Origin of the sequence: Bifidobacterium panos, assembly GCF_012932445.1 — a bacterium.
Taxonomy (GTDB): Bacteria; Actinomycetota; Actinomycetes; order Actinomycetales; family Bifidobacteriaceae; genus Bifidobacterium; species Bifidobacterium panos.
This window is the reverse complement of sequence record NZ_JAAIIJ010000028.1, coordinates 1-24,593: the sequence shown is the minus strand read 5'-3', so window position 1 is coordinate 24,593 and position 24,593 is coordinate 1. Positions and strand designations below refer to the sequence as shown.

Annotated in this window: 40 protein-coding genes and 2 tRNA genes; 12 read left to right on the top strand and 30 right to left on the bottom strand. The window is 60.4% G+C overall.

Features of this window, described 5'->3' with window-relative positions; genetic code table 11:
- Positions 1–64: 64 nt before the first annotated feature.
- From G1C94_RS07345 to G1C94_RS07260, 18 genes are all read right to left on the bottom strand, one after another.
- Positions 65–475 carry a hypothetical protein gene (locus tag G1C94_RS07345; RefSeq protein WP_172147033.1) on the bottom strand — a complete coding sequence of 137 codons (411 nt, stop codon included), beginning with the start codon at positions 473–475 and terminating at the stop codon, positions 65–67.
- Positions 476–522: 47 nt separating this feature from the next.
- Positions 523–960 carry a hypothetical protein gene (locus G1C94_RS07340; protein WP_172147030.1) on the bottom strand — a complete coding sequence of 146 codons (438 nt, stop codon included), beginning with the start codon at positions 958–960 and terminating at the stop codon, positions 523–525.
- Positions 961–1,229: 269 nt separating this feature from the next.
- On the bottom strand, positions 1,230–1,835 hold the full coding sequence (locus G1C94_RS07335; RefSeq protein WP_172147027.1) for a phage tail tube protein: 606 nt from the start codon (positions 1,833–1,835) through the stop codon (positions 1,230–1,232).
- Between the two features lie 110 nt (positions 1,836–1,945).
- Complete coding sequence (locus G1C94_RS07330; protein WP_172147024.1) at positions 1,946–2,431, bottom strand: hypothetical protein; 486 nt, start codon at positions 2,429–2,431, stop codon at positions 1,946–1,948.
- The gene (locus G1C94_RS07325) at positions 2,424–2,768 is read right to left on the bottom strand and encodes a hypothetical protein (RefSeq protein WP_172147021.1); all 345 of its coding nucleotides are present in this window, start codon (positions 2,766–2,768) and stop codon (positions 2,424–2,426) included. The genes G1C94_RS07330 and G1C94_RS07325 overlap by 8 nt, the downstream gene beginning before the upstream one ends.
- Complete coding sequence (locus tag G1C94_RS07320) at positions 2,750–3,280, bottom strand: hypothetical protein (RefSeq protein ID WP_253902374.1); 531 nt, start codon at positions 3,278–3,280, stop codon at positions 2,750–2,752. The genes G1C94_RS07325 and G1C94_RS07320 overlap by 19 nt, the downstream gene beginning before the upstream one ends.
- Positions 3,270–3,716, bottom strand: a complete 447-nt coding sequence (locus tag G1C94_RS07315) for a hypothetical protein (protein ID WP_172147018.1) — start codon at positions 3,714–3,716, stop codon at positions 3,270–3,272. Before G1C94_RS07315 ends, G1C94_RS07320 begins: the two co-directional genes overlap by 11 nt.
- A gap of 15 nt (positions 3,717–3,731) precedes the next feature.
- Entirely contained in the window at positions 3,732–4,796 is a 1,065-nt protein-coding gene (locus G1C94_RS07310; RefSeq protein ID WP_172147015.1) for a major capsid protein, read from the bottom strand.
- Positions 4,797–4,913: 117 nt separating this feature from the next.
- Positions 4,914–5,411 (bottom strand): hypothetical protein, encoded by a 498-nt coding sequence (locus G1C94_RS07305; protein WP_172147012.1) that lies wholly within the window; start codon positions 5,409–5,411, stop codon positions 4,914–4,916.
- Between the two features lie 15 nt (positions 5,412–5,426).
- Positions 5,427–5,951, bottom strand: coding sequence for a hypothetical protein (locus tag G1C94_RS07300; RefSeq protein WP_172147009.1), 525 nt, complete (start codon positions 5,949–5,951; stop codon positions 5,427–5,429).
- Positions 5,952–5,970: 19 nt separating this feature from the next.
- Positions 5,971–7,044, bottom strand: a complete 1,074-nt coding sequence (locus tag G1C94_RS07295) for a hypothetical protein (RefSeq protein WP_172147006.1) — start codon at positions 7,042–7,044, stop codon at positions 5,971–5,973.
- Positions 7,041–8,681, bottom strand: a complete 1,641-nt coding sequence (locus G1C94_RS07290; RefSeq protein ID WP_172147003.1) for a hypothetical protein — start codon at positions 8,679–8,681, stop codon at positions 7,041–7,043. Before G1C94_RS07290 ends, G1C94_RS07295 begins: the two co-directional genes overlap by 4 nt.
- A gap of 15 nt (positions 8,682–8,696) precedes the next feature.
- Positions 8,697–10,589: a hypothetical protein gene (locus G1C94_RS07285; RefSeq protein ID WP_172147000.1), complete on the bottom strand. Its 1,893-nt coding sequence runs from the start codon at positions 10,587–10,589 to the stop codon at positions 8,697–8,699.
- 2 nt (positions 10,590–10,591) lie between these two features.
- Positions 10,592–11,023 carry a phage terminase small subunit gene (locus tag G1C94_RS07280; RefSeq protein ID WP_172146997.1) on the bottom strand — a complete coding sequence of 144 codons (432 nt, stop codon included), beginning with the start codon at positions 11,021–11,023 and terminating at the stop codon, positions 10,592–10,594.
- Positions 10,983–11,606 (bottom strand): hypothetical protein, encoded by a 624-nt coding sequence (locus tag G1C94_RS07275; RefSeq protein ID WP_172146994.1) that lies wholly within the window; start codon positions 11,604–11,606, stop codon positions 10,983–10,985. The genes G1C94_RS07280 and G1C94_RS07275 overlap by 41 nt, the downstream gene beginning before the upstream one ends.
- Positions 11,579–11,908, bottom strand: coding sequence for an HNH endonuclease (locus G1C94_RS07270; protein ID WP_172146991.1), 330 nt, complete (start codon positions 11,906–11,908; stop codon positions 11,579–11,581). Before G1C94_RS07270 ends, G1C94_RS07275 begins: the two co-directional genes overlap by 28 nt.
- 84 nt (positions 11,909–11,992) lie before the next feature.
- Positions 11,993–12,065, bottom strand: a tRNA-Met gene (locus G1C94_RS07265).
- 3 nt (positions 12,066–12,068) lie between these two features.
- Positions 12,069–12,139 (bottom strand) — tRNA-Trp (locus G1C94_RS07260).
- 1,130 nt (positions 12,140–13,269) lie between these two features.
- On the opposite strand from G1C94_RS07260, the gene G1C94_RS07995 reads away from it, so the two are divergent.
- From G1C94_RS07995 to G1C94_RS07200, 12 genes are all read left to right on the top strand, one after another.
- Positions 13,270–13,461: a helix-turn-helix domain-containing protein gene (locus G1C94_RS07995; protein WP_172146988.1), complete on the top strand. Its 192-nt coding sequence runs from the start codon at positions 13,270–13,272 to the stop codon at positions 13,459–13,461.
- Positions 13,462–13,594: 133 nt separating this feature from the next.
- Complete coding sequence (locus G1C94_RS07250) at positions 13,595–13,738, top strand: hypothetical protein (RefSeq protein WP_172146986.1); 144 nt, start codon at positions 13,595–13,597, stop codon at positions 13,736–13,738.
- Between the two features lie 189 nt (positions 13,739–13,927).
- Positions 13,928–14,356 (top strand): hypothetical protein, encoded by a 429-nt coding sequence (locus G1C94_RS07245; RefSeq protein ID WP_172146984.1) that lies wholly within the window; start codon positions 13,928–13,930, stop codon positions 14,354–14,356.
- Positions 14,357–14,366: 10 nt separating this feature from the next.
- Complete coding sequence (locus tag G1C94_RS07240) at positions 14,367–14,546, top strand: hypothetical protein (RefSeq protein ID WP_172146982.1); 180 nt, start codon at positions 14,367–14,369, stop codon at positions 14,544–14,546.
- A 259-nt stretch (positions 14,547–14,805) separates the two neighbouring features.
- A complete protein-coding gene (locus G1C94_RS07235; RefSeq protein ID WP_172146980.1) occupies positions 14,806–15,492 on the top strand; it encodes a hypothetical protein in 687 nt (228 codons plus the stop codon).
- A gap of 122 nt (positions 15,493–15,614) precedes the next feature.
- Entirely contained in the window at positions 15,615–15,956 is a 342-nt protein-coding gene (locus G1C94_RS07230; RefSeq protein WP_172146978.1) for a hypothetical protein, read from the top strand.
- Between the two features lie 22 nt (positions 15,957–15,978).
- A complete protein-coding gene (locus tag G1C94_RS07225) occupies positions 15,979–16,275 on the top strand; it encodes a hypothetical protein (protein ID WP_172146976.1) in 297 nt (98 codons plus the stop codon).
- On the top strand, positions 16,272–16,475 hold the full coding sequence (locus G1C94_RS07220) for a hypothetical protein (protein WP_172146974.1): 204 nt from the start codon (positions 16,272–16,274) through the stop codon (positions 16,473–16,475). The genes G1C94_RS07225 and G1C94_RS07220 overlap by 4 nt, the downstream gene beginning before the upstream one ends.
- A gap of 70 nt (positions 16,476–16,545) precedes the next feature.
- Positions 16,546–16,842: a hypothetical protein gene (locus G1C94_RS07215; protein WP_172146972.1), complete on the top strand. Its 297-nt coding sequence runs from the start codon at positions 16,546–16,548 to the stop codon at positions 16,840–16,842.
- Positions 16,843–17,013: 171 nt separating this feature from the next.
- A complete protein-coding gene (locus G1C94_RS07210; protein WP_172146970.1) occupies positions 17,014–17,583 on the top strand; it encodes a TFIIB-type zinc ribbon-containing protein in 570 nt (189 codons plus the stop codon).
- A 208-nt stretch (positions 17,584–17,791) separates the two neighbouring features.
- Positions 17,792–18,682: a hypothetical protein gene (locus tag G1C94_RS07205; RefSeq protein ID WP_172146968.1), complete on the top strand. Its 891-nt coding sequence runs from the start codon at positions 17,792–17,794 to the stop codon at positions 18,680–18,682.
- Positions 18,670–19,524: a tyrosine-type recombinase/integrase gene (locus tag G1C94_RS07200; protein ID WP_172146965.1), complete on the top strand. Its 855-nt coding sequence runs from the start codon at positions 18,670–18,672 to the stop codon at positions 19,522–19,524. The genes G1C94_RS07205 and G1C94_RS07200 overlap by 13 nt, the downstream gene beginning before the upstream one ends.
- A gap of 246 nt (positions 19,525–19,770) precedes the next feature.
- On the opposite strand, the gene G1C94_RS07195 is transcribed toward G1C94_RS07200, so the two are convergent.
- From G1C94_RS07195 to G1C94_RS07140, 12 genes are all read right to left on the bottom strand, one after another.
- The gene (locus G1C94_RS07195; protein WP_172146914.1) at positions 19,771–20,001 is read right to left on the bottom strand and encodes a hypothetical protein; all 231 of its coding nucleotides are present in this window, start codon (positions 19,999–20,001) and stop codon (positions 19,771–19,773) included.
- Entirely contained in the window at positions 19,998–20,771 is a 774-nt protein-coding gene (locus tag G1C94_RS07190) for a phage antirepressor (RefSeq protein WP_172146943.1), read from the bottom strand. Before G1C94_RS07190 ends, G1C94_RS07195 begins: the two co-directional genes overlap by 4 nt.
- Positions 20,764–21,651 carry a hypothetical protein gene (locus G1C94_RS07185; protein WP_172146935.1) on the bottom strand — a complete coding sequence of 296 codons (888 nt, stop codon included), beginning with the start codon at positions 21,649–21,651 and terminating at the stop codon, positions 20,764–20,766. The genes G1C94_RS07190 and G1C94_RS07185 overlap by 8 nt, the downstream gene beginning before the upstream one ends.
- Positions 21,652–21,793: 142 nt before the next feature.
- Positions 21,794–22,174 carry an HNH endonuclease gene (locus G1C94_RS07180; protein WP_172146932.1) on the bottom strand — a complete coding sequence of 127 codons (381 nt, stop codon included), beginning with the start codon at positions 22,172–22,174 and terminating at the stop codon, positions 21,794–21,796.
- A complete protein-coding gene (locus tag G1C94_RS07175) occupies positions 22,140–22,424 on the bottom strand; it encodes a hypothetical protein (RefSeq protein ID WP_172146930.1) in 285 nt (94 codons plus the stop codon). The genes G1C94_RS07180 and G1C94_RS07175 overlap by 35 nt, the downstream gene beginning before the upstream one ends.
- On the bottom strand, positions 22,405–22,989 hold the full coding sequence (locus G1C94_RS07170; RefSeq protein WP_172146928.1) for a 3'-5' exonuclease family protein: 585 nt from the start codon (positions 22,987–22,989) through the stop codon (positions 22,405–22,407). The genes G1C94_RS07175 and G1C94_RS07170 overlap by 20 nt, the downstream gene beginning before the upstream one ends.
- A 10-nt stretch (positions 22,990–22,999) precedes the next feature.
- Positions 23,000–23,164, bottom strand: coding sequence for a hypothetical protein (locus G1C94_RS07165; RefSeq protein WP_172146926.1), 165 nt, complete (start codon positions 23,162–23,164; stop codon positions 23,000–23,002).
- Complete coding sequence (locus tag G1C94_RS07160; protein ID WP_172146924.1) at positions 23,161–23,418, bottom strand: hypothetical protein; 258 nt, start codon at positions 23,416–23,418, stop codon at positions 23,161–23,163. The genes G1C94_RS07165 and G1C94_RS07160 overlap by 4 nt, the downstream gene beginning before the upstream one ends.
- Positions 23,415–23,699 (bottom strand): hypothetical protein, encoded by a 285-nt coding sequence (locus G1C94_RS07155; RefSeq protein ID WP_172146922.1) that lies wholly within the window; start codon positions 23,697–23,699, stop codon positions 23,415–23,417. Before G1C94_RS07155 ends, G1C94_RS07160 begins: the two co-directional genes overlap by 4 nt.
- Positions 23,696–23,983: a hypothetical protein gene (locus G1C94_RS07150; protein ID WP_172146920.1), complete on the bottom strand. Its 288-nt coding sequence runs from the start codon at positions 23,981–23,983 to the stop codon at positions 23,696–23,698. Before G1C94_RS07150 ends, G1C94_RS07155 begins: the two co-directional genes overlap by 4 nt.
- Positions 23,980–24,354, bottom strand: a complete 375-nt coding sequence (locus G1C94_RS07145) for a hypothetical protein (RefSeq protein WP_172146918.1) — start codon at positions 24,352–24,354, stop codon at positions 23,980–23,982. Before G1C94_RS07145 ends, G1C94_RS07150 begins: the two co-directional genes overlap by 4 nt.
- Positions 24,351–24,593, bottom strand: a 243-nt coding sequence (locus tag G1C94_RS07140) for a hypothetical protein (RefSeq protein ID WP_172146916.1), incomplete at its 5' end; no start/stop codon positions are given. The genes G1C94_RS07140 and G1C94_RS07145, both read right to left, overlap by 4 nt.

Sequence of the window (24,593 nt, the reverse complement as noted above, 5' to 3'; positions counted from 1 at the left end):
GGATGGCCGGAACGGGGCTGATACGGAAAAACAACCCCCCGCCTGCCGGAAGGGGGTGTTGTGGTCAGGATGACAGGCCTCGACCTGAGAACATGGCCTGCACCTGACGCATGTAATCGGTCAGGTTCACCCCCTTGCCGTCCACCTTGCGGGGCGAATCGGGGGTGTTCTCCTCCGGCGCTCCGGGCGGGAGGATGAGATTGGGCTTGGCTTTCCTGCCGCCCATGTAGCTGGCGAGCATCGTGCGGATCGCCTCAAGCGTGTTGCCGATGTCCATGACCAGCATGGAGTCCTGGTCGTATCCCAACCAGTCCAGACGCAGCGTGGAGCGTCCGTCCGTGGAGCCTTCCCGGGCGGGCGGCTCGTGCTCCATCATCCATGCGCGGTACAGGCTGCCGCTCACCGCCTCCAACCCGTCCAGCAGGTCGCACAGGAACGACGGCCCGTACCGTTTCAGGTCGTCGGGCAGGTTCATCTGGTAGAACCTGCGGAAATCGCATACGACCTCGATACGGCATTGTTTTAATGCAGTTTCGAGGCGGCGGATTTTCCCAGCTGATCCCCGTAGAATCTGACCAGAACGAGGAAGATGCCGAACAGGTCGCCTACCGTGCGCCCCTTCAGCCATTCGTCGTAAGTCTTCTTGTCGTCGGCGATTGTCTCGAAGAACGAGTTCGCGTATTCGACGCCTTCGGCCATGAGCATCATGGCCTCCTCCTCGTCGTACTTCCCGTCGCCTGCGAACGCGCCCATGTCGATGAGTTTCTGCCATCGGGCGGTGACCCGCCCGCTCGCCACCGAGAACAGGATGCTCTGCGACGGCGTGAACTCGTTGGCCTGAACCATGTCGGGCAGATCCGCGTAGCCGTCCACCGCCTTGAGTTCGTCCCATGTCTGCGGGAATCCGACGCTCTCCTCGGGTTCGTTGTCGATGTTCTTGCTTGTGTTTTTGTCAGCCATGACTGCTCCTATCCGAATCCCCTATCCGTATGGGTGTGGAAATCCCCCGCGCCGCACGGATAGGTGGAACGGCGCGGGGGAAGCAATTATGGTCAGGACAGGCTGCTGTCCTTGGAAAGGCTGGCGGCCTTCGACTTCGCGGCAGACGTGTTGGAGGCCTGCTGTTCATCGGTGGTGCCGTCAGTCTCACCGGCGTCCGCATCGGACACGGATTCCTCAGACTCGCTGGAGGAATCCGCCGACTGTGAAGCTGGCTCGCCGGCGGCTCTCTAAGCGGTTGCGACGAACGCCTCCGGCCCGTAGATGGCGATGGAGGTCGCGTCGCCGTTGTCGGCGGCGGGCAGGGTGCTGGAACTGAGGATGTCGCCGACCATCTTGTACTCGACGAAATCGTCCTGATTCAGGGTGGGCAGCTCGTTGTAGGAAAGGGATGCGTTCGGGATCCAGAAGCCGAGCTTCTGGTTCGTGTCGCTGTCCACGATGAAGATGAACATCGCCTTCTTCTGCTCGCGCTTGTCCAACGCGATCGCCAGACCGCCGTCGGACATGTCCTTCGCGTTGAAGATGAGCTTGAGGTTTTCCTTGTCGCCCTGCACGGAGTCGATGGTCACGGTGCCGGTCACGGCCTCGTAGGTGGCGCGCACCTTGGTCTTGAGCCAGGTGTCGTGCGAGGTGGAATCACCGCCGTCGATGGAGAACTCGGGCAGCGTGTCAACGGACGTGTGCCCGATGTTCGTATAGGTCACGCCATCCGTGCCTTCCACGGTTTCGGCGGTCAGGGAGAACTTCGACAGATCGGGAAGCTTCTTCTCCGCGTCCGCGATGAACACGGCACCACGGGTGCCGACAATAAGGGAATCGTCTTTAATCGCCATAGGATATGGCTCCTTTCAAAATGAGAAAGCCACCGGCCCATACGGGCCAGTGGCTTATCGGTAAACAGTTGTTTGACGGGACAGAAACGGGGGCGGCGCGAAAAGCGCCGTCATGTGCGCGGGGAACCCGCTTGGATGAGCTTCGTGCTGGAACGCACCACAACCGTCTTGGAAGTGGCCACGTCGGCGGTGGAGACACGGGAGAAACCGGGATTGTCCAGGATCAGGCCGACCTTGCCGAACCCGGTGGGATCCGCGTAAGGCCATGCGGCGATCGTCCTGTCGATGAACGCGCACAGGTCGCGGACCTTCTTCGGGTCATGCCCCATGACCGTCAGCGACAGGGTGAACCGCCATATCCACGCCTTCACATGCAGGTCGGGCTGGTACGGCGCGGAGCAATGCCACAGGATCACGCAATGGTCGAACGCCATCGAATCGGTATCGACGGCGACCTCGGCCTGCACGTCCACGTCGTCGAACCCGGCGGACTTGAAATCCACCATGTCGAACATGCCGGAAACCAGCCCCTCCGCGTCCAACGATTCACGGATGCTCAGATCGGCCTTCTCGATGGGAACGTGCACGTCAGCCATATCTGGCCTCGCTCATGATGTGCAGTCCGGGCATGCGCGCCAGCGGGCTATGCTCGCCGTACTTGCGTTCAAGCCACCTGTTGTAGTAGCCGAACTCAAGATGCGAGGCGATCTGCCTGCCGTCACGCCCCGTGACGCTCATGACCACGGCGGTGTGGGTGCCGTGGGCGTGCATGGAGATGTCGATGTCGCCGGCGACGCTGGAATGCTTCGCCTTCGCATCGGCCAACGCCTTCGCCTTGGCCTCCACCTTCAACGCATGGGGTCGGGTGGCCGCGCCGCCGAACTTGTCGGCGATCACCAGGTTCAGGTTGGGTTTCAAACGGACATACCCCATACCGGCGTATCCTCCTTCACCTCGGGCGGGTCTATGTGGTTCTTCGCCAGTTCGGGCGCGTACACGCGCCTCGCCTGAATCTCCCAATGCCGCGCGGTTTTCGTGCTGTGCGGCATCAGGACGGGCGAACCGTCGACCTCATAGCAGGAGCCGTCATGCCAGACGCGGGTGCGAATGTCCCCGTGCCATTCGGGCGCGAGGATCTTGACTATCGTGACCTCTCGCAAACCACCCGTGCTCTGCGGGGTGGTGTCCTGCGCCCAGTTCTCCGAGAACACGGAGTTCTTCTGGGTGCGGCCCTCCAGCGAACACCAGCAGTACGCCGGCTCGCCCATCGGCTCCACACTGTTGCCGTAAGGCGTTTCCACGGCCCGCATCGGCTCCACGATGATCCTGTCCCTGTACAGCAGGGAATCGGGGCGCGTCATGGCGACCTCCGGGTGCGAGTCGAACAGGTGGCCGGAAGCGTCCGGCTCCACGCCATCGAACAGATGGCCCATGTCATAGCCCATTCGACCAGTTCCATCCCGCTTGGGGGGCGACGCCGATGGTGCCCATCGGCCCGTCCGCGTCGTCGGTCACGCCGTTGAGGAAGTTCCGTTCGCGTTTGCTGACATACAGGTTCGGCGAAGCGTCGTACCCCGGCTGGTTCTGCAACGGATCCTGATTCGTGTACTCGTAGGATCCGTTGCTTTCCGACTTGATTTGCTTCCAACGGCAGACGCGCAACACCATCGAGCACACGACGTTGGCGAAGCCGCGTTCGGACAAATACCCGTAGCGCATGCGCCGTTCGACCACGGGGCATGCGGTCTTGGCGATCTCGGCGGCCATGAGGCACTTGTTCACTATCCACTCGTTCGGAAGCCTGTCGACGAACAGGTCGGGCTGATCCAAGGCGTTCACCCGCATGTATTCAAGCCAGTCGATCTTGTCGATGGAAGCCATGCGAGCCGCCTTGGATCAGAAGACCTTCGCGGCGAGCGTGTTGTTCGCCATCGTCACGACCGGCAGACCGGTGCCGGTCATGTAGGCGTCGAAGCCCGGCTGGTTGCCGGCGGACGGGAACACCACGCCGACGAACCCGTTCCTGTCGGTGCCGCCGACCTCGTAGCCGTCGAGATACGCTTCGGCGGTGGGGCCGATGGCGGTCTTGCCGAGATCGGAACCGCCCACGCCGGGCAGGAGCAGCACGTTGCCGTCCTCGAAGAACGACTTGACGCCGCCCTTGAACTTCAGGCCCAGCTTGCGCAGGTACTCGTTGTACATGGTGTCAACGGCGAGGACGCTGGTGATGCCGACGTACTGGGCAAGGACGTTCTGCACGTTCTGGTAGCCGATCATCGGACGGGTCGAATCAGCCTCGGTGATGGCCGCGTACTTGATGACATACGGGTCTTCCGCCAGCGTGTCCAGCACGCTCTTGGTGGTCACCATCACGGTCGGACGGTCGCCGTCCAGCTTGTCGATGGCATCGGACCAACCCTTCAGATCCTTGATCGGGTCGGTCTTATGCTCGGACCACTTCTTGCCGGCGGCGAGCGTGACGGACAGGCTCTGGTCGCGCTGGAAGTCGTACACGCCCTTCACCTGGTTCTCGTCCAAGGCGATCTTGCCGGTGAGCAGGGCTTCGACCTTGGCGCGTTCCAGACGGGTGGCGGCTTCCTTGCCGAGCTTGGTGAAATACTCGGTCAGCTTGTCGCGCTTCCAATCATCGCTCATGCCGGAGTTCTGGATGATACCGAACTCGGTGATGCGCATGCGCTTGCGGATGACCTGAAGCTTGAGCTGGTTGGTAACGCCGGTGCCGATCTCCTTACCGTAGGGGGCTTCGGCATCGAACGCGCCGAACTCGGCCTCGTCATCCTCGATGCGGGTGTTCGGCTGCCAGGACACGGACAACCCTTCCGGGTTGGACTGGTTCGGCAGGAAATTGTTGAACGGCAGCGCCTCGGCGGTGGCGTCGAACGCGCCGCGAACGGCGGCGGTGGCCTGCGCCGGGGTCAGAATACTGGTATCAGGTGTCATCTGATTCCTTCCTTAAAATACGAAACCCCGCCTGTTCAAGCGGGGCGAAACAATGAAAAACGAACGGCGGGCGATGGGGCACACCGTTCATGGGGTCAGTCTCCAGCCGGACGGCGATCAGCCTTTCGTGCCGGCTGTTGCGGCGACGGCGGCGGACAGGTTCACGACCGGGGCGTTCTTCGGCCTGTCAAGGAACAGGCCTCCCCACGCGGCACCGTCCACGCTGTAGGGCAGTTCGGCGGTGTCGATGACGGCCATGTACCACATGGCGGCCGAAGTGGAATCGGCCTTGATGCCGGTGCGGGTGAACTCGACCCTGAACTGGGATTCGAGCAGACCCTCGATCTTGAGCTGGCGGCCATCGGTCGCCTTGGGATCATACGGGCCGAACAGGTTGGTGTCGGTGATGCGCGCCAGCGGGATGCCGGACTTCAGGTAGCCCACCGTGTCCGTGTCGGACAGGCTGGCGAAATAGTCGGCTTCCTTGTCCTTGTCCGCCACGAACGTGGACAGGTCCAAGGTGATGGAACGCTTCGCGTCGGAAATGCCGTTGACGAGCCATGCCTGATTGTCCTTCGGGATGGCCGCGCCAATCGAATGTACTCCAAACTCCATTCTGGTGTCCTTTCACTAGTCAAGTTTGATAGAGTTCTTGGTTTTCTTGTAGATTTCGGCAGGACTGTCCCCGGAACCCCTCTTTGCAGTGGGTGCCCCTTGGCTGGCTGCCACGGCGCTCAAGTACGCCGGGGTGGGAGGAACGGGCTGCTTCTCCCGTGGTGCTTCGTCACCCGGCGTCGCGGCGTCCTTGGCGGCCGTCGCGTCGGGGGTGGAGATACGGGCGGCGAACTTGTCCGCCCAAGCGGTGATCTCGTCGGCGCTTGTCGCGCCGCACATCTCGAAATCGGATTCGGTGAGTTCCGGGTGGGCCAGTCTCGCGTTGAGGCGGGCGATCTGCGCGTCACGTTCGGCGACGGTGGCCTGAAGGTCCTGCGCCATCTTGTAGTTGCGTTTCTCCGCGTCCTCGTGCTTACGGCTCAACGCCTTCCAATCCGGCTCGGTTTTGTCCGGCGTCTCGGCGGGCGTCCCGGTTGCGCCCATGTCGGGCTGTGCGGCCTCGTCCTTGACGGTTTCGGCCACGGTGTTTTCCTCATTCATCTGAGGTTCCTTTCATCGATCATGCGGCTTTGGCAAGCTGCGAGTTGATTTCCCTGACCAGGCGATTCGTATATGCCCTCGCCTTGTTCAGGTTCCCGGACGGTTTGAACGTGTAGGAGCGTCCATCCACCCGGAACGTGTGGTTTTTGCCGGTTCTCAGAACCGTTTCATACGCGGCGTCGAACGCCTGCGCGCGCGCTTTCATGCGCTTGTACTGTTCGAGCGTGTATTGCATGGTGGGGCGCTGCCATTCCGCGTTCGACCCGTCGGCTTCGGCCTTCGCGTCCTTGTAGGACATGACCGGGCCGATCTCGCCGTTGGTCTCGAACCTGACGCTCACATCCCTCAGCCTCTCTCCCGTCGTGCCGCCGGCCTCGGAATAAAGCCGTTGCAAGTCCTTCTCGTTCAGTTCAAGTCCCGGATCGTGTTCGGAACCCGCCGGGGCGACCGTGCAATGGCAGTGCGAATGCAACGGAAGCAGGCTGGCGGTGGAATACCATCGGGTGGCGGCCACGACGCACAGGCCGCAGCAGCCGGTCTTGGACATCTCCGGGTGCAGCACACGGCGATAGGACAACACCTTGGCGCGACGGTAGCGCGTCAACGTCGTGTCCGTGCCGGCGAGCGTGGCGTTCGTGTCGGCGGTGCGCCGCCCCTGTTCGCTGGCCGCTTCGAGCCATTCGCTGACGGCCCGCCAATCGGCGTCGTCCATCTTCGGCCATTCGACCGGCCTGATGGAGGGCGCTTGTATGGCGGCGGAACGGTAGGCTTGCGCGGGACGGTAGTTGACTTCCCAAGGGTCGGTGCCGAACCTCGGGTAGATGAATGTCGGGTCGTAGCCTTTCGGCGGTTTGATGCCTGCGGCGTCCAACGTGGCGTCGGCGTAGGAGATGGCCGCCTGGCGCACCTGCCGCACCATCCTCATGTCCCACAGGCCCATGTAGGCCGCAGCCCCCAAGGCCACGCCGTCGTTCCACCAGTCGGACGGCGACAGCGACCCCCACATGGACGAGTAGGCCTGCATGTACGCTTCCACGGCGTTGCGGCGCAGCCTTTCATAGGTTTCCGTCGAAGCGGCCAACGTCGCCATCATTCACCGCTTTCGTCCATGAACGCCATGCTGTTCGCGTCGGAGTCGAACGATTCCGCGCCAAGGTCGGCATCCTCCCCGCCGAGGGCGGACGGCAGTTCGCCGACCTGTTCGGACTGCTGTCTGTCGTCCTGCATGGACAGCACTTGGGAGAACTGTTGCATCCACTGGGTGTCGGCTTCGTCCTGACGCGCCCTCGCCTGTTCCTCGTCGGTCATGTTGAGCACATACCAGCGCATCGTCAACGGGCTGAGGATGCCTTTGAAGTTCGCGCACGCCTGGGACAGCGTGGAGAAATCCGGCGGCGCTGGCGGCATGAACACCGTGCTGAAATGCTGCGAGGCGGCTTCCTCATGCCCGTCCAGCACGAGCGCCATTTTCACCGCGAGCGTGAACGTCGCGTTGGCGAGGCGGTTCAGGCTCTTGACCTTGAGGATCAGCCCGTCGCCCTTGAGGTTCGCGCCGGCTGCGGAGCCGGCCACGTCAGGCGACAGGATGTCCAACGGGGTGCGGGTGGCCGCAGCGAGATGCTTGATGTCGCTCGATTCGGCCTCCACCAAGGGGCGGATGTCGGTGACGCTGGACTCCCACACCTCGCAGTCGGGCGGCAGCATCCACAACGCCATCGGCCCCGCCTTGAACAGGGAACCGTAGTCGATGTCGTCGCCGACGTTCTTCAGGCCGGCCCGCACCTGCGGGTCGTCCTCGGTGTACACGGTGCGCTTGATGCCTTTGATGGCGCGCTGCTTGAACGCCTGCATCATCGTGATGCACATGCGGTCGAAGATGCCCTGGTTGATGCGAAGCAGGGTCGGCAGGTGCGGGACGATCTCGCCCTGCATGTCCTCGTCGCGCTGGCGGATCACCGGGATATGCCCGCAGGCAAGCGCATACTCGTACCCTTGGTATGTGCGTTCGCCGTCCCAAGTGAACTCGGTCGAGGGCACCCATTTGCGTGGTGAATCGGTGTCGTAGGTTTCACCGATTCTTTTGACCAGCTCATCGTCGTTTGGCGCGACGAGGGTGCGGTCTTCGGCTTCGCGGGAGGCGTTGCGCGCCCATACCTTGCTTGGGTTGCCGTCGGCGTCGCGGTCCAAGTGGATGAGCGTGAGCACTTCGCGCTTGTTCGCCTCGTCCCACTTGTAGATCATGGCCGTGTCCTCGTCGTCGCTCATTTCGCAACGCCACGGGCTTAAGTATTGGATGTACTGGTCTCCGCGGCCTTTCGCCACGAGCAGGTAGGAGCGCCCGTAGCGGGTCACGTCCTCGTTCGTTTTGGCGGTGGTCAGGGCGAAGTTGCAGCGTTCGGCCATCGCGTCAGCTTCGGTGGAGTTGCCGATGCGGTCGGACACGAGACGGAAGCCGTCGATGCCCATGCGGTCGGTGACGGCCTTGGTGATGCAGACGCTGAAGTTCTGGCATCCCAATCGCGTGTAGTACTTGTACACGGGGAAGGTGCTTTGGTCCACGCCGTTCATGGGCACGGTGCCGATATGCACGTCGCTGCGCCCGTCGCACATGAGCTTGACCTTGCACATCGTGGGGATGCGTTCGCCGAGCGAACGGGCGAGGTTGGTCAGCAGCCATCCGTCGCCGCCCGGCTCGTTGTCGTTCTGCACGATGCTGTCGAAATCAGCCATGCGGGTCACCTCGCTTTAATAGACGCGCACGGGGATCGCCCAATTCTCCTGGGGCTTCTCCTCGTTCTGATGGTTCAGGTATTTCTGTCTTGCCGCGTAGGCGAGCACGCCCGCCATGCATGCGTCGATCTTGTTCGGCGATTTCGGCTGTTCCTTGAAGATCAGGTAGCCGAAGTCGCGTTCCCTGCGGCGCGCGTTGCGGAAGTGGGCCACGAGCCTGGGGTCGGCCAGCAGGCCGATGTCGCCGGGTTCGGGCGTCTCGCCCTCGGGCACGTCCGTATAGTCGTATTGGAAGCCGGTATGCGCGTTCTGCAAGGCGCGTGTCATGTCCAGCTTCCAGTTGTTCGTGTAGAAGCGCATCATCGTCTGGGAGCCGCGCGACCAGACCTTCATGGCCTTGCCGTAGTCGGCCTCCCATCCGCCGATCATCGCCTCGAAGAACGCCGCGTCGGCGAAGCAGCCGACCACGTTGTAATCCCGGAACATGCGGCGTGCCATCGCGTCGAACGCATCCCTGTCCACACGCCAGCGGGCTTTCTCCGGCCCGTCGGGGCATTGGTCGAGATGGATGAGGAACAGCAGGCCGTCACGCACCCGGCATCCCACAAGGGCCGTGGAATCGTTGGACACGGAACCGTCGAAGCCCAACGTGATCTCGTCCGTCGTGCCGATGACTTCCTGCCATGCGGTTTCCAACGTGCGCGTTTCGATGGCCTTGTCGATCAGGCCACGGTAGACCATGTGCGATTGGATGTCGCTTTCGGTCAGCCATGAATCCTGCGAGCTGGCACGCGAGTTCAGAAAGTAGCGGATCGAATCGTTCACGTCGCTGTCGGGCTGGTAGATCTGCGCCATGATGCCATGCAGGTCAACCCACCCGTCGACGGACGGCCCCGGTTCGACGCCGGGATCCCTCAACGACATGCCATCGGCGGTCATGCCACGGTCGTCGACCGGCTCGATACTCCCGTCCGGCAGGATCACATGGTTCTTCCCGTCATGGCTTTCGGCGGCGGAACCATACGATTCGGCCAAGGCGTGCTCAAGTTTCCTCTCGTCGGCGAAATCCTCGATGGCGAGCGTCGAATACCGGTAGTCGAAGTACAGTCCGGCGTAATGCCTGATGCGTCCGGCGCGAATGTCCTCCGCGTACTTGAACGTGTTCTCGGCGATGCTATCCTCGCCGGGACGGAAATACGTCGTGGCCTCGAACATCCAAGGCTCGGACTTCGCGGAACGCTTGGCGAGGTTGCGTTGCACCGTCTTGTACATGCGCTTGAGTTTCGGCAGCGTGTACAAGTGCGTCTCGTCGGAAGCGCAGAACGTTTCCAAACCGCCGTCCTTGGACGCCGCGCCCGACGTGGAGGGCACGATCTCGCCGCCCTCGGGCAACCCGATACGGGTCTTGCCGACATCCAAGCCCAAGCCCTTCAACTGGGCCAACGGGCCTTCGTCGCAGTTGTAGTACACCGAATCGAAGATGTTGCCGGTCTGCCCCTCCTCGGTGGCGAGAACCAGTATCTCGGGCATGCGCACGGGGCGTCCCACAGGCTCGCCCTTCGCATAGTAGTAAGTCTGACCGAGGAACGTGTAGGTTTCGCCTTCCTCGGCCCAATGGTCGAACCGGCAAGGCCCCAACGCCTCGAACAGGCACAGTTCGGAGGCCAGGCCGCTCTTGTTGCACGATTTCGGACGCCACAGGGAACAACGGTTGAACCGTCGCCTGCCATGCTTGTCCAACGCATAGCAGTTCATGATGAACTGCACGTACTCAGGCGCATGGACGATGGGCATGCCAACGCCGTCGCCGCGACCGATCAGCACGAACGTCTCGATCCACCAGCAGGCAAGCCGGCCAAGGGAACGGCTGCGATCCTCAGAGGAAAGCTCGGGAATCATCGTGTGCATGGTCAGCCAGCGGCCTCCATGCGTTTGCGGAACGCCTCGAAATCAACGACCACGTTGCCCGCCGCCCCGTCGTCGCCGGCAGCCAGATCATCCGGTTCGGGGACATCGATCTTCAACGCTCGCAGCGACAGCGGACTCCACCCGACCTGGGCGAACATCTGACGCACCTCCGGCCCCATCGAACCGAAACGGCCAGTGACGAACATCTCGTTCAGCTCCGCGAACGCCACCACGGCGAACGTCCACATCACATCGGTGCGCAACAGCGCGGCCTGCGGGGAACTCCTGAACAGCTCGTACTGCTGGCGAACCCACGGAAGCCAATCATGCTTCAACAGGTTCTCAGGCAGTTCCGGCCCCAACGGCTCGCCGGGCTTGCGCAACACCGGCACATCATTCCCGCGCTTCTGCGCCCCCCTTGAGTTTCCTGCCATCACCGGCACCTCGCTTCCGCCCATGCGGGCACACAGCGCGTTCGGCATGACGCCTCGCGCACTCCGGGTGCATAATCACCTTGTTCTCCAATCCCATGACGCCGCCCTTGTCGGGAGGCACAAGCCAAACCGGGACACCATAAAAACCAGAATCGGCGGAAACCCCGCGACGCACGGCCTTGCCGCACCCCGCGCACACGCCACCGCATTTGCGCCACACGTCACTGACCGTGAACACGCCAAGACGAACAGGCTCGACCCGCTCGGCCTTGGCCTTCCGCGCGTTCTCCCACACAACGGGCTTAAGCGGGTTCGGCGTCGAATCCAACCGCATCGGGGACGACTTCGCACGACGCCACCACGCGACGCGGCACCTTGCCGCACAGAACTTCCTGTCCTTGCGCTCCGTCTCGAAAAACCTGCCACACTGCAAGCACGCGCGACTCATGCGCACCTTCCGGGCACGCCCCGAATAACGCTGGCGATCATAATGCGAACGGCACAAGCCCTTGCACACCGCATCGCCACCGCAACCGGCAATGACGCACACGCCACTCACCTGAACGCCGGATGACCGTACCACTCGCGCTCCTTACGCCGATCACGCTTCAACCGTCTCGCCTCGACGCTCTCCGTCTCGGTCTTCAACGCATGGTGATAATCGCACAACACCCACAGGTTCGACGGCGAATCATCATCAGCCACGCCGTCACGCCGCTTGTGATCCACCTGATTGCCCGCACGCAGGCATTTATGGGTCACTCCCGTATACAAGTCGGTCACAGGCCACTGGCAACGCCAACCATCACGCTCGCCAATCACACGACGCACGCGAGGCCAATCACGATTGAACCGTTCCTTGCGACGCGAACTAGACCAAGCCACAACCGCCCCTCCAGCAGAAACAAGGCCGGAAGGAGCGCGGCAAGCGGAACAAAGGAAAAAGAACCCGCGAACGACCGGCCTTAGTAGCGGGGGATGGAATCGAACCACCGACCTATGAGATATGAACCCATCGAGCTACCGACTGCTCCACCCCGCAAAGCACACCCATGAGGACTCGCACCCCAATCTCTCGGTTTTGGAGACCGAACGCTCTACTTGAGCTACAGGCGCAAAACCCCGCCAAGCATCGACGCCAGCATGAAGCAGACTCCGCAAGGCAGGGCAAACAGCAGAAACAAGGAAAGGAAAACGGAACCGGCCGGCAACACCAGCCATTGATAGCGACCCCCATTGGGGCCAGCCATCAACAATTCCAATAGGAATCATACTCAACACAAACGTTGCCGCAAGCGTTGCGCCACACGACAATCCGCACGGGCACAAAGAGGAAACGAAGGACACCCAGCCAACCCCCCACACCACACCTGTTACGTTTCGTCCAAATAGGTTTTCAAAACGCATTCGCAGCGAGTACTCGAGGCGCAGCGGCCTTGATTCGGAAACATGGGGGGTACCCTTCCCCGCCCGGGGCTTGCCGATTGCGCGCGGCATGGGCGCGGGTAGCGCGTGCGCGCGCGAGCGCGTGGGCGTGTGCGCGTCGTGCGCATATGCGCGCGTGCGTATGCGTGCATACATGCGTGCATGTGCGCGGGTATGGGCGCGGGCGTGCGGGCGTGAGCGCCTGACGCGCGGGCGGGCGTGCTGATGGCTTGCATCGCTCGCTCGCGTCGCTGATGGTGTGGCGCTCGCGTGCGCTTGGCTATCTCTGCGCCGTCCGCTTGCGGGTGTCGTGCTCGGTGTCTGCTCTCGTGCTGACCTGGAGCTTGCGGCTCTCGTGTGCTTGCTCTGCTTACGTCGCGCTTGCGTCCGGCTCTCCGCTTGCGTCGCGGCTTGCTTTGCTTGCGCTTTGCGCTTGCTTCTTTTTGTGCTTTATGCCCCGTTTGCGACACGCCGAGAGACGCTAATGTTTGCAATGGTTTTAGCTTATCCAGTACACCCCAGTTTTGATTAATCATTAGTGGGGTGTATAGTGATAACTACCGCAAGGCGAACAGCCGGAACCGGTAAGCAGATTGACAACTGAAGAGTGGACACGGCAAAGACCTATACAGGTTGACGTGTGGCGGCTGGCATCCTCACCGGCGCGCTGGGCTGACTGTATAGCGAGCCGCTAATGTGGCGCGTTTACCGGCATGGAATTGCTACGCGCCGTTTGAGTTGATACAACACCCCTTTAGTGATTAATCACTATACGGGTATAGAATCGAACCTACCGACAACAGACAAGGTAGGTAGGTTAAATGTCTATAAAGTCTTTAAGGCAAGCACGTGGACTGTCTCAGGTAAAACTCAGCTATGCGGCTGAGATAACGCCAAGTCGTATCCAAGACTATGAGAGTGGAAGAATGAAGCCTGAAGAAATGAGGGTTAAAACCGCTCTTAGACTGATGGAGGCGCTGGGTACTGACGACATCCGCGACTTGCTCGATTAGTAGCGTGGCCGGATGGCGGTTAACGGGGTTCGATTCCCCGCCACGCACGAGCCTGGCCGTCCGGCTGGGCTTAATAAATACGCGGCGCATACCGCCCTACGGTTGCGCCGCGTCAAGTAAAGGAGGACACACCATGAGTAAGCATGGTGCGGTAGGCGCTAGCGCCCGTCCTCACTGCAATACTGTACACGACATTGCCGTAACAAGCAATGACGGCGTGCATGTCACCATCGCGTTGGATGGTGTCGAGGTGTTGCATGTGACGGTCGGCCAGTAGCCTACTGGGCGGCCCGGTTCGCCGGGTCGCCCCTCCTCCTTTTACCTTTAGCCCGTGTATGGCTTCGCCGCTTGCACGGGCACTTAAAAGCCCCACGTCATGGTTCAGATGGCGTGGGGCTTGCTTAATCAACTTGGCAAAACGATATTAAGCACGGCTCATTATAGCCGTGCGGAAAGCGTAACCAAAATGCGTATTACAGATTCGATATTCCGTGAGATTGACAGCTTCGGTGTTGACGAGTTCCTGGGCACCGATTATGACAGCGAGGAGTACGAGGAACGCCGCGGCATCCTCGACGAGCTGAAAGCCCGCGAACACGGCTATACGGATTACGCAAGCCTGACCGATGAACAGCGCGACGAGGTGGACGAGGACGAGATTCTTGTGGTCTGTCGGTTCGACCGTTACGGTTTGCTGGCTGATGCTTTGCGGTTGTGGTACGGAAGCTTCGGCGTAATTCTGGAGCATGTGCGGTCGGCCTATGATGGCGGCGACGGGTATATCTATTACGTTACCGGCATTGGCTATGACACGATAGGCTCCGATCTGCTTGGTGGTGAAGCTGACGGCACGATGGCTGGCAAGTTCCTTGATTTCATCAACGAACACGAGTGAGGCCTGGCGTATGCGTAGGCTGTTGGCTGGTGTCGTGGCCGTCCTATGGGCGGCCGCCTTGCTTGACATATTGCTTGTGCCTGCTTGTGCTACGGATCCGTTGTGGCGGCTGGTTGAATGCGTGTTCGTGTTCGTGCTGGTGCCGCTCCTGGCGTTCGGGTGTTTGGAGGCTGATGATGCTTCCAAGTGAGCGGGTTTGTTCTTCTTTCGCGGTTGCCGTGGCCTTGCTGGCGTTCGCCGAGGCGCATGGTCATACCGCTTCGGTTTGTTCGTATGGGCGCGCGAAGTGGCGCGTCATCATCAATCATTAATTAGTGAGGTGTATTCCGATGGTCGCCAAAACCGGGTTTTGGTTCGCTCCTGATTGTTCGCGCGTGTTGTGGGCGCGGGATAACGGCAGCGATAGACGTTGTGAGTTGTGGGAGTTGTTCAAAACGCCAACGGAGTTCGTGTGGCGTGACGTGTCCGAACAGTTTCGCGCGTATGGTTTCGCGGGGTATCTTGGAGCGTTGCGCGTCCAGGGTTGGACGGTTTCGCAACAGCCGAACGCGCACACGCGCGACCTGGTGGAAACGCCGCATATTCCATACCCATCGATGATGTTGGCGGGTGGCGCGGCTGACAGTGACGGTTGGCGTTACATGGCGGGCATGGTCTCGAATCCGAGCGCCGACATGGTGGGCATGAGCCGGGCGGCTGAATATCGCATAGCACGCGCGGCGGTCAGCGTTTCGGACTTGTCGGACTTGCATGGCTGCCTGACGTTGCCGGGCAGCGTGCCGGACGGTTTCGATGTTGACGACTTCAGCGATGGCGGAGAGTTCGACGATGAGCCGGAGCCGGTCACACGCGAGATCGCGGAGGTTCCGCCCGTCGTGGACGACACGACGCGCGTGGTCAGGGTCAGCACGGCTGTCATTCCCGCCGGTATCGCATGCAAGGACTTGGACGTGTTCAAAGCCTACGGTCGCAGGCCCAGGGCGTTTCGTGACAGTCGTGGCCGTCGCGTCGCCTATGTCGCGTTCGATGCGACGGGCGGCGTTATCGCCTACCGTGATTACTACCAGCCCGACAATGTTGCGGACACGGCCATAGCGGACTACATGGCCGCCCACAATCTGATCAAGGTCGCATAGGTCAGCCTATGCGACGGAAAACAGCCCGCGAGCGATTGGAGCGCTTGCGGGCTGTGCTTATTCGAGTAACCAAAACACAATAAGCACCGCTGATTATACGCGGTGCGGAAAGAGAACCGAAAATGATTACCGCAGTCAAGGATTCAGACAACACGATCACCACCGTGGAGCCGTTCGCCGATAATACCGGCGACTGGTACAAACTTCGTCTATTGGACGCGAACACCGGCTTGCCGCTCTACTGGATGCACGGCCAATTCCATTTGGAGGACGACGAGCCGAGAAATTGCGATTGCGAAACCAATACCAGCCCGCTTGCCGCCGAGGATGAGACGCAGTACGAGCGTTTGGCTAACGAATGGTTGGACGATTACGGGCTGAAGCTTGGTGAATACGTCCGCAAAACAGATTGGCATGCGTTCGACGGGTACCCGTGCGAGGGCTACCGGCTGATCGAGAAATGAACAGGCAAAGGAGTGATTCAGAATGTTTTATGTCGAGACTGAAACCATCCGTGGCCGTTCCAGCTACCGGCAAAGCACATACGAGTATGACGATCTCAACGAGGCGGTGGCCGAATACAATCGGCTGGCCGATGAGTACAAGCATCGTGAATACACGGATTTCGAGTGGCATGACCGCAAGGAGTTCGAGCGCGACAACATCGATTATGAGTACAGTGTGGTGATCGGCTATCAGAATCTCGCTATGGATGAAGTGTGTTGGCTTGATTCCTATTCGACATCGTTGGCCGAGAAACTCCGTGAAATGCGGGAGGCGTGACGGTGTGCAGCATCACGATCACCAAGCCGATGATTCGTGTGGCGTTGACCAATGCCGGGCGTAACGCGACGCCTTCCAACATCGATAGTTGTTACAGGGCGTTGAACGGCAACAGCGAGTGGTGGTCGGCGCATATCGCGCGGCTCCTGGTCACGAATACCGAACTACCGGACGGCGGCGTCATCGAACCGCTGTTCTGACATATTATTGAAAGGAGAGGGGCGATTCCTCCCCGGCCATAAAGGCCGGGGTATCCTCGCCCAAAAAGTTATGAAGTTCACAAACGACAAGGAACTTTTGGACATCCACATCCGCGACAACACATCGGGCATGGAATGGACAAGGGACTTCTTCGATGACGCGCCGACACCGGACGAGGACGGCGTACACCATGTGCCGGACGCGCATTATCCGTTGGAACAGGCGCTCGACATGCTCCGAGGCGAAGGCGACTACGCCGAGAACCCCAGCACAGGATGCACTGTCGAATACGACATCACCGACATCGCCACCGGGAAAACAGTCGAAAGCGGCATCGAGGAAAGCCCCGACGAGGACGCGGATTGAAAGAGGCTTGGTCGGGCTGGGGTTCCCCCTCCACCCAAGCCTTTTTCCTTATTTCCGCATATTCAAGGTCCTGCGTAAAAACGGATACCGTCTCACGTCCGATATTCGCGAGGATGGAGACCTCCTGACGTTCACTTGCGTAAACATCTAGATCAGAAACAAGGAATAATCATGGCAACAGTCACAGTCAATTACACCGAACGTTTGGGCACCGAGTTTCAAGTGGAGGTGCCGGACGATGTGAAACCGCAGGAGATCGACGCTTGGCTTCAAAATCATTGGGATAAGGTCGTGGAGCCGAATATCCAGACACACAAGCTGGAAGTCATGGGCAGCGATTACACGCTGATGCCCGATGACGATCTCAAGGCGTCCATCGGTGAAACCCTCATGAAAGAGATGGAGGAAAGCGAAAGCGATCCGAATAAATGGTTTATCTATTTCGATGAACCGATTAACGAGGCCGATTTGAGGGGTGCTCTGATCGACTTGTATGTCGATCAGATGGAAGATGACGATTATGAGGCCTGGATGCAGGACCCTGACGGTTATGCGAAAAAGGCCTACATTTTCGAGCTGGACGAACGCATGGGCGAAAACATTGAGGAAATGCCGGACTACCGATGCCCCAGATGCGGTGGCGAGGTGTCCTACGACAACGCCAGCGACGATTACTTCGCCGCATGCGGCATCTGTGACGAGGACTTCTACCGGGGCGAGCTGAAAGTCGCCGGGGAGTGAATCAACTTAATGAAGTCCAACGGAATGTAGAAACATAGCATAACGCCCCGCATCGCATCCAGATACGGGGCGTTGCTAATCTCACGGTGCCGCAGACAACGATGACTGCGGCATTGTTCTAACCGATCCAGGAAAGCATAGGAATATGTGAAAGGAGGGAGGTTCGTTTCCCCGCCTTAAATGGTGGGATTTCCGCGAACCAAAACCGATGACGAAACGCAGGAAAAAACTTCGTCTCATCCCATCGCACCTGCCATTGCTGAAACAGCAGCTCATAACGTTCAAACGACATGTAATCCGCACCATCGAGACGCAAAAGCCCGAAGCAACAGAGGAGGCATGGTTTCAGGAGGCGTTGAGGGAGGCATGGGATAACGAGGAAAGTCTTTCATCGGCCGCATTGTGGTGGGTAAGCCGCGACATGACGATGCTCGCAGTGGACACTGCAAAAAACGGTGACTTCCCGTATTTGGAGGTACCAACGGCAACCGGTTTCGTCGTGTTCGAGGATGGTCTTCCGGTTGACGTTGATTGGATAGCACTTGCCGCGATCCCACGGACAGTGGCATTGGCATGGGCGGTACAGCGTCCATCCGCCGATGGGGAGATACCTATTTTGCTCACCTCATACACGGATGATCCCGACCTCCTGAAGAGATACGGGGCCGACAAGGCCGGTTTGCCGTTGATGGAGACGCCGTTCGATGTGGATGTCTTCAATGCGTCGCTTGAAACGCGCGTCTACCGCGACATATTGCACGCCGTGTGGGCGTTGAGCACCCAGCCGCGTATCTGCGAGACACGTCCGGCGCAACCGTCCCGCACCGACCCGCTGCCGGCACGTTTCGATGGCGACATCCGCAAGGTCAAGATGCTTGTCCTACGAGAGAACCTGCACCGTCCGGGCGGAAAAACCCCGGACGGCGAACGCAAGTACGCCGAGTACAGTCACAGATTCATCGTGCGTGGGTTCTTCCGCGAGCAACCATATGGGACGAACCATTCGCTGCGACGCCGCCAATGGATACCGCCGTTCGTGAAAGGCCCAGCCGACAAGCCGCTGGTATGCAAGGAGACGGTGCGCATATGGAAACGCTGAGCGAACTGACGGCACGGTTCCTGGTCGGATTGTCGCCGCGAACACAGGTCACATACAAGGGGCGTCTTCGTGAATGGTTCCGCTGGTGCGCCGAGAACAATATCAACGCGCTTGACGTGAACCGCACGCATATCGAGGTGTTCGGCGCTTGGGATGCGAACCATGAGCGCAGGCCGAAACGTTCCGCCTATTCGGTGATGTCAATCATCTGCTGTTTCTACCGTTTCCTCTATGAGGAAGGCGCGATAGACGACGATCCAGGCAAGAACGTTCGACGGCCCCGCTTGTACGGGCATTCGGACGGCACCTGCCTGACCCGTGAGCAGGCATCCCGTTTCCTCGGGGAAGCAGAACGCATGGATGCGCAAACCTACGCATTGTGCTGTCTGCTGCTGCTCAACGGGTTGCGTATCGGTGAGGCGTTGGGCTTGAATGTGTCCGACTATCATCCTGGCGGACGGTGGGTCGGGTTGCACCGCAAGGGCGACTGGAACCAGCGCATCGCCATCAGCCAACGCACCTGCGATGCTTTGTCCGCGCATATTCGCGGCAGGAAGTCGGGGGCTGTGTTCCGCACGCGAACCGGCAAGCGTTTGGACAAGCAGGAGGCGGTTGGTATCGTCTCGTCCGTGGCTTTGCGCATCGGGGTCGCTGGCATCACGCCGCATTCGCTGCGCCGCACGTTCTGCACGCTGGCCCGTGACGCGGGCGTGCCCGACAGGGACATCATGGCCGCCGGAGGGTGGAACAGCCCGCAGATGCTCGATTATTACGACATGGCGCGGCGCGGCATGAACGGCGAGGCGACCGAAGCCCTGCAAGAGTATCTGACGCGGCCTTAGCTACAGATAACGGAATAAGTGTAGCTTAGCGACCGGCTAAGCTACACTTAACGAGTAAGGGGCGCGAAACGTCGTCGCCGCCCGGAAAACATGTGGGTTCGATTCTATTCGCATCTTTATAATGGTTTTAACATCAATCAGGGTGTTTTCAGCGTGGGAAGACGCCCGTTTTGATGGTTTTAACATCAATCGGGGCGTTTTTCTGGTTTCCAGCCGCCTGCGGCGCGATCTGGCGGCTCATCATGTCTATTCGCTCCCAAAATGGTCGAGAATGGCGTCCGACAGCCAACAAACGGCCAACAAGCCGATAATGAACGCCAAAGGTGCCCATATTGGCGTGAGTATGAGCCACCAAGGGCATGAAACGGTGCCGGTGAGCTTCAAAACGGCAAGTATTAGCGTCAGCACGGCTAGAGAGCCGATTACGCTGTGTTTGCGCCCGTTTTTCGCCGTGTCATGTCCGTTTTTCTCGGTCATGCTGCCACCCGTCGCGCGAGGAACTTGTTGGTGAAGTAGATACGGCCCTTGCCGGTGATTTTCGTGGTTCGTCGGACGAACGTGCTCCCGTCCGGGTTGTTGAACGAGCGGGTCTTCACCTCGAACAGGCCCTGCTCCACGCTTTTCTGCGTCGGCTCGTTCCAGCTCTCGCCCCTGCGCCTGACAAGATAGCCGTTATCGCGCAGCCACTGGAACAGTCGATTCTGACCGATGTTCACGCCGTTCTGGCGAAGATCGCGGGCCAGTTCGCCCACAAGAATGCTGCTGTCCGACGCGGCCACCGAATCAGCGAACAACACCTTGGGCGCTTGGGCTTCGAGTTGCCGATCCTGCTGTTTTATCCGCCGTGCCTGTTCGTCCAGTGTCTTCTGCGCGATGATTACCGCGCGCGCCAGTGTTTCTTCCGGTGTTTCGCCTTGTGGGATGTAGCCGCCCGTGCGCCTGATCTGGGGCAGCACCTCGTGCGTGACCCAACGCTGGAAGTCCTTGGCCTCCGGCTTGCGGGACTTCATCACCAGCCGGTACAAGCCCGGTTCGCTGATGACGTAGGCCTGTTGCCTGCGTCCAATCGAATCGATGACTTCAGTAGTACTGAACTCGTCTTCGTCGAACATCTTGACCGTCTCGGTGGGATTGCCGATACCAAGAACGTCCATGCAATCCTTGAGAACGAACCACGGTTCGCCCTGCTTGTCGGCCAGAGTGCGCACGGTCGCGCCTTTGAAATCGAAAACCTGGATATCACTCATGGTCCGCCTCCGTTTCTCGGGTTTGTTCGTTCTTTTTGCCGACCAGTTCCCAGAGGTTCACGTCGCCGGTATGGTCGGCCTTTCTCATTTCGCCGGTGGCGAGCAGGTACATGTCGGCAAGCCGGTACAACGGTTTGCCGTCCCGTTCGAGTGGGTTGCCTTCACGGTCGACGGCTTGCGTGAGGCGCTTGTGATGCACCCAGCCGCGCACGGTGCTGCGTTTCGTGGCGATGCCGCATTGCGCGAGCAGGTCTTGCAGTTCGATGCTGGTGCCGGTGCGACCCGAATCAAGGATGCGCGCGCGGCGCTGGTCGCGCAGGTAGCCGACCGTCCACTTGTTGTTGCAATGACGGCATGTGATCTCGACCACGCCCACGGGTGCGGCGAGCTGGACGCCGCATTCGGGGTTGGGGCACGGGCCGAGGATTTCCTTCTCCTCGTCATCGAAGTCGAGGAAGCGTCGCGCTTTCGTTTTGAGCCTGTGGATTTCCTTCGCGTACACCGGCGTGCCGGAGTTGCGCAGGAACGGCCCGCTCATGATCTTGCCCGTCAGGTCATACGGGGTGTCATGCTCGCTGTAGTCTTTTCCGAGGCATGCGCAGAAGCATCGCAGGGTGATGTCCAATCCCTGATGCCCGTTTTCGTCGCTTTGCCCGTACAGCAGGTCGAACGCGGCGACGCGCACGGGTTCGGACGCGCGGTACCCGCCGCCGCCATGCCCGTTGCGTTTCCCCACTCGTTTTTCCGTGTAATCCTCAAGATCGCGGATGTTGAGGCGCAGCCATTTCAGGTCGCTTGCGAACGTGCTTTCGCACAGTGTGCAGATTTGCTGGTTTTCGGTTTTGTCCCGCCAACAGTTCGGGCATACGGTCGGTGCCATCGGTCTCCCTGTCTTGCATGTGCTTGCCCAACGTCGGTGAAACACGATGTTTCGTTGGGATTGACTGGAGATGATCCGACATGCGTAATCATACACCACTACGCAACGCTTTGCGCAACGCCACGGGGGTTTTCGGACGCAATCACCGTTCCGCCCGCGCCGGCGTGACCCCGCCCCCGGCGTCGAGCAGCATCAACCCCCTCGTGGTCTTCACGGGCACCTGTTCGGGATGCGGGTTGAACCCGCTGACGATCCAACCGTTCTCCATCGCCTCACGGGGATGATCATGCACCCACCCGTGGCACAGTTGCGTCCCGCTGCCGCAAAGGGATATGAGGTTGCACGCCTCATGCAATCCCGCGAACGGATGCGAACGCAACCGCCTGTGATGGATCGAATACCTGACGGCCATCAGGCTCCTGCCGCAACGCACGCACTTGTATCGGTCGCGTTCCAGCACGAGCCGCCGCGTCTCGGGCGTCGGCCCGTTACCGCTCGGCCTGCCCTCCTTCCGTAGGATCATGCACCTCCTTCGGATAGGTGACCTTCGCGTCCACCGCGTCCAATCTTCGATAGTGCAACGTGTCCAGTTCGCGTATCAGCCAGTAGCCCCAGAGCACCGTCATCACGACATCAAAGAACACGCGCCCCCATTGGCGGGACTCGAACGCGACGCCCGTGGCGAATCCCGCCCAGGCAAGCCCTATCGCGTATATGATCGCCCATGTCTTCCTTGGCCGACTGTAGGTTTCCTCACGAAGCAGCATTGCCATCCCCCTCTCCTGCGGTTTCCCGCCATCGGCGCAGGTATTCGCGGTATTCCTCGATGTCGCGGTTCAGACAATCCCTCACCCTGTGGGCGGTGGCGTGCGATTCGTAAGGGTCGAGGCCGGTTGCGGCGTCGAGCAGGCGCAATGCCGTCAGGTCGAGCTTGCGGTGGCTGAGCCTGCCGAACGTGATGTGCAGGCCAAGCTTGGCGCAAAGCCAGCGCAGATCGAAATCGACATTGGTGCCAGCCGGATGCAGGACGGCGTTGCGCGACCACTCGTCGATGGTCTCCCTGATTTCCTTCGACACGGCGAGACCGTTGCACGCCTCAAGGGCGCACACCTCTTTGATCAGATTGTTCTTCCAATGCATTCCGATAGCGGTGATGGTATCGGCGTTGATTGTGATGCCGTGGTTTTCCTTGACCAGCCAATGCCCGGAGCCGTAAACCGTTTTCACTCGCATGTCCGTCAACGCCATGCCGACCTCCAGCAGGTCGCCGTCAGCCGGGTCAATCGCCGTGGTCTCCACGTCAATCCACAGCAGTCTTTCCGCTTTCTTGTCCTCCATGATTCTCCTTTCAGAACTCGGGTTCGTCGTCCCACCCGTGAACACGCCGTTGGTGTTGGATGTCCTTGAGCATCGCGTCCAGTACGGCTTTGCTTAGGCCGGTGGCGATGCGCACGGCTTCCGGCTCGTCGCCCTTCGCCAGCATGTCCCACGCGCGTCTGGTCTGCTTGCTCACCTTTCCACCGCCTTTCTGACCGTTTCGAGCATGCATCTCGCTTTCCTGTCCCAGGCGCGGCGTCCGTCCTCGCTTTCCATCCACCACAGTTCGCCTCCCGCGAGCATTATTGCCAAAGTTCGTACCTCCATGCTGGTCGGCTTGGCCGTGCGCCCGGCGCAATACGCCTCGCGGATGGCCATCGCGTTGGGTTTCACGCCGGCCCGCTCGAGCGGGCCGGCGTACCGCTCCGCCTCGTCAGTCGCGATGCTCATTCCGTCACCGCCTTTCTTGCCGCGTTGAGAATCCCTTTCGCGAGTTTCCTGAGCCGATGCTCGGGCACCTTCGACACAGCCGGAGTGCCGAAGAAATTGGCCGCCGAATCCTTCACGTACTGGACCGCCGCCTCGATCTCCGTTTCGGTGACGGGTGCCATGCGCCCGTTCTGGTATGCCCATTGCACGTCCCTGCTGTCGAAAATCTGCTGATAGCAGCCGGAACGACCATAGGTGACCGGAGGATAGAGCTTCTCTGATTCATCTACCGCGATGCTCATTTCTCCACCGCCTTTCTCGCCGAATCCAGAACAATCTGCGCATACGCCCTGTAGCGTGCCCGCTCGCGGCCCGAAACCTCGTCGAACCGGTACTCGGCATCCGAGAAAAGCCCGAACAGCATCACTGCCGCCGCCTCGATCTCCTCGTCAGCAAGTGGCGCGGTGCGCCCGCGCTCGTACGCCTCCTGCAGATCGCGACTGTCGTACACCTGCCGGTAGCAGTCCGTGCCCTCATGAACAAGCCGGGGATACCGTTCCTCCGCTTCCCTGCTCGCGACGCTCATTTCCCGTCTCCTTTCAAAATCTCGCGTATCGTGTCCTCGCATTCCAATTTCGGCAACGGCTGCATCCAGCTATCGAGGTAGTACGGGATGAGTCCCCCATTCCTTGGCAGGCACTTGTCGTCGTCGGGGTCGAAACGGACGGGCGGCCCCGGCTGGTCGAAGCGCAGGTGGGCGGGACAGAAGAACCGTGCTTGCCCGCCGTCATCGTCGAGGGTGAGCCACCACGGATTATCCCAGACGTTTTCGCGGGCGTTGTCCAAGTCTTGCCACCATTTGTGGTAGCTGCCGTCGTAGTAGGTGCCTTCGTAGCGGATGCCGCAGCCGGGATAGTCACAGACCGGACGGTAAAAAGTGCATGTCTCGTAGCTCATTGATTCTCCTTGATGGTTTCGCAGCCGACGATCGTGGTCTTGCCTCGCACGGTCTCCGTCAGGCATTGCCATTGCGTGCCGCCGGTCTTGACGACCTGCTGGCCGTATGCGGCGTTGGGGTTTCGCGCCGCCCGGACCATGCCGCCCGCGATGATCACCCCGATGGTGACCACCAGGACGATGGCGACCGCGAGGACGGCGCACACCAGCACTTCGCGCAGGTCCTTGCGCATTTCGTT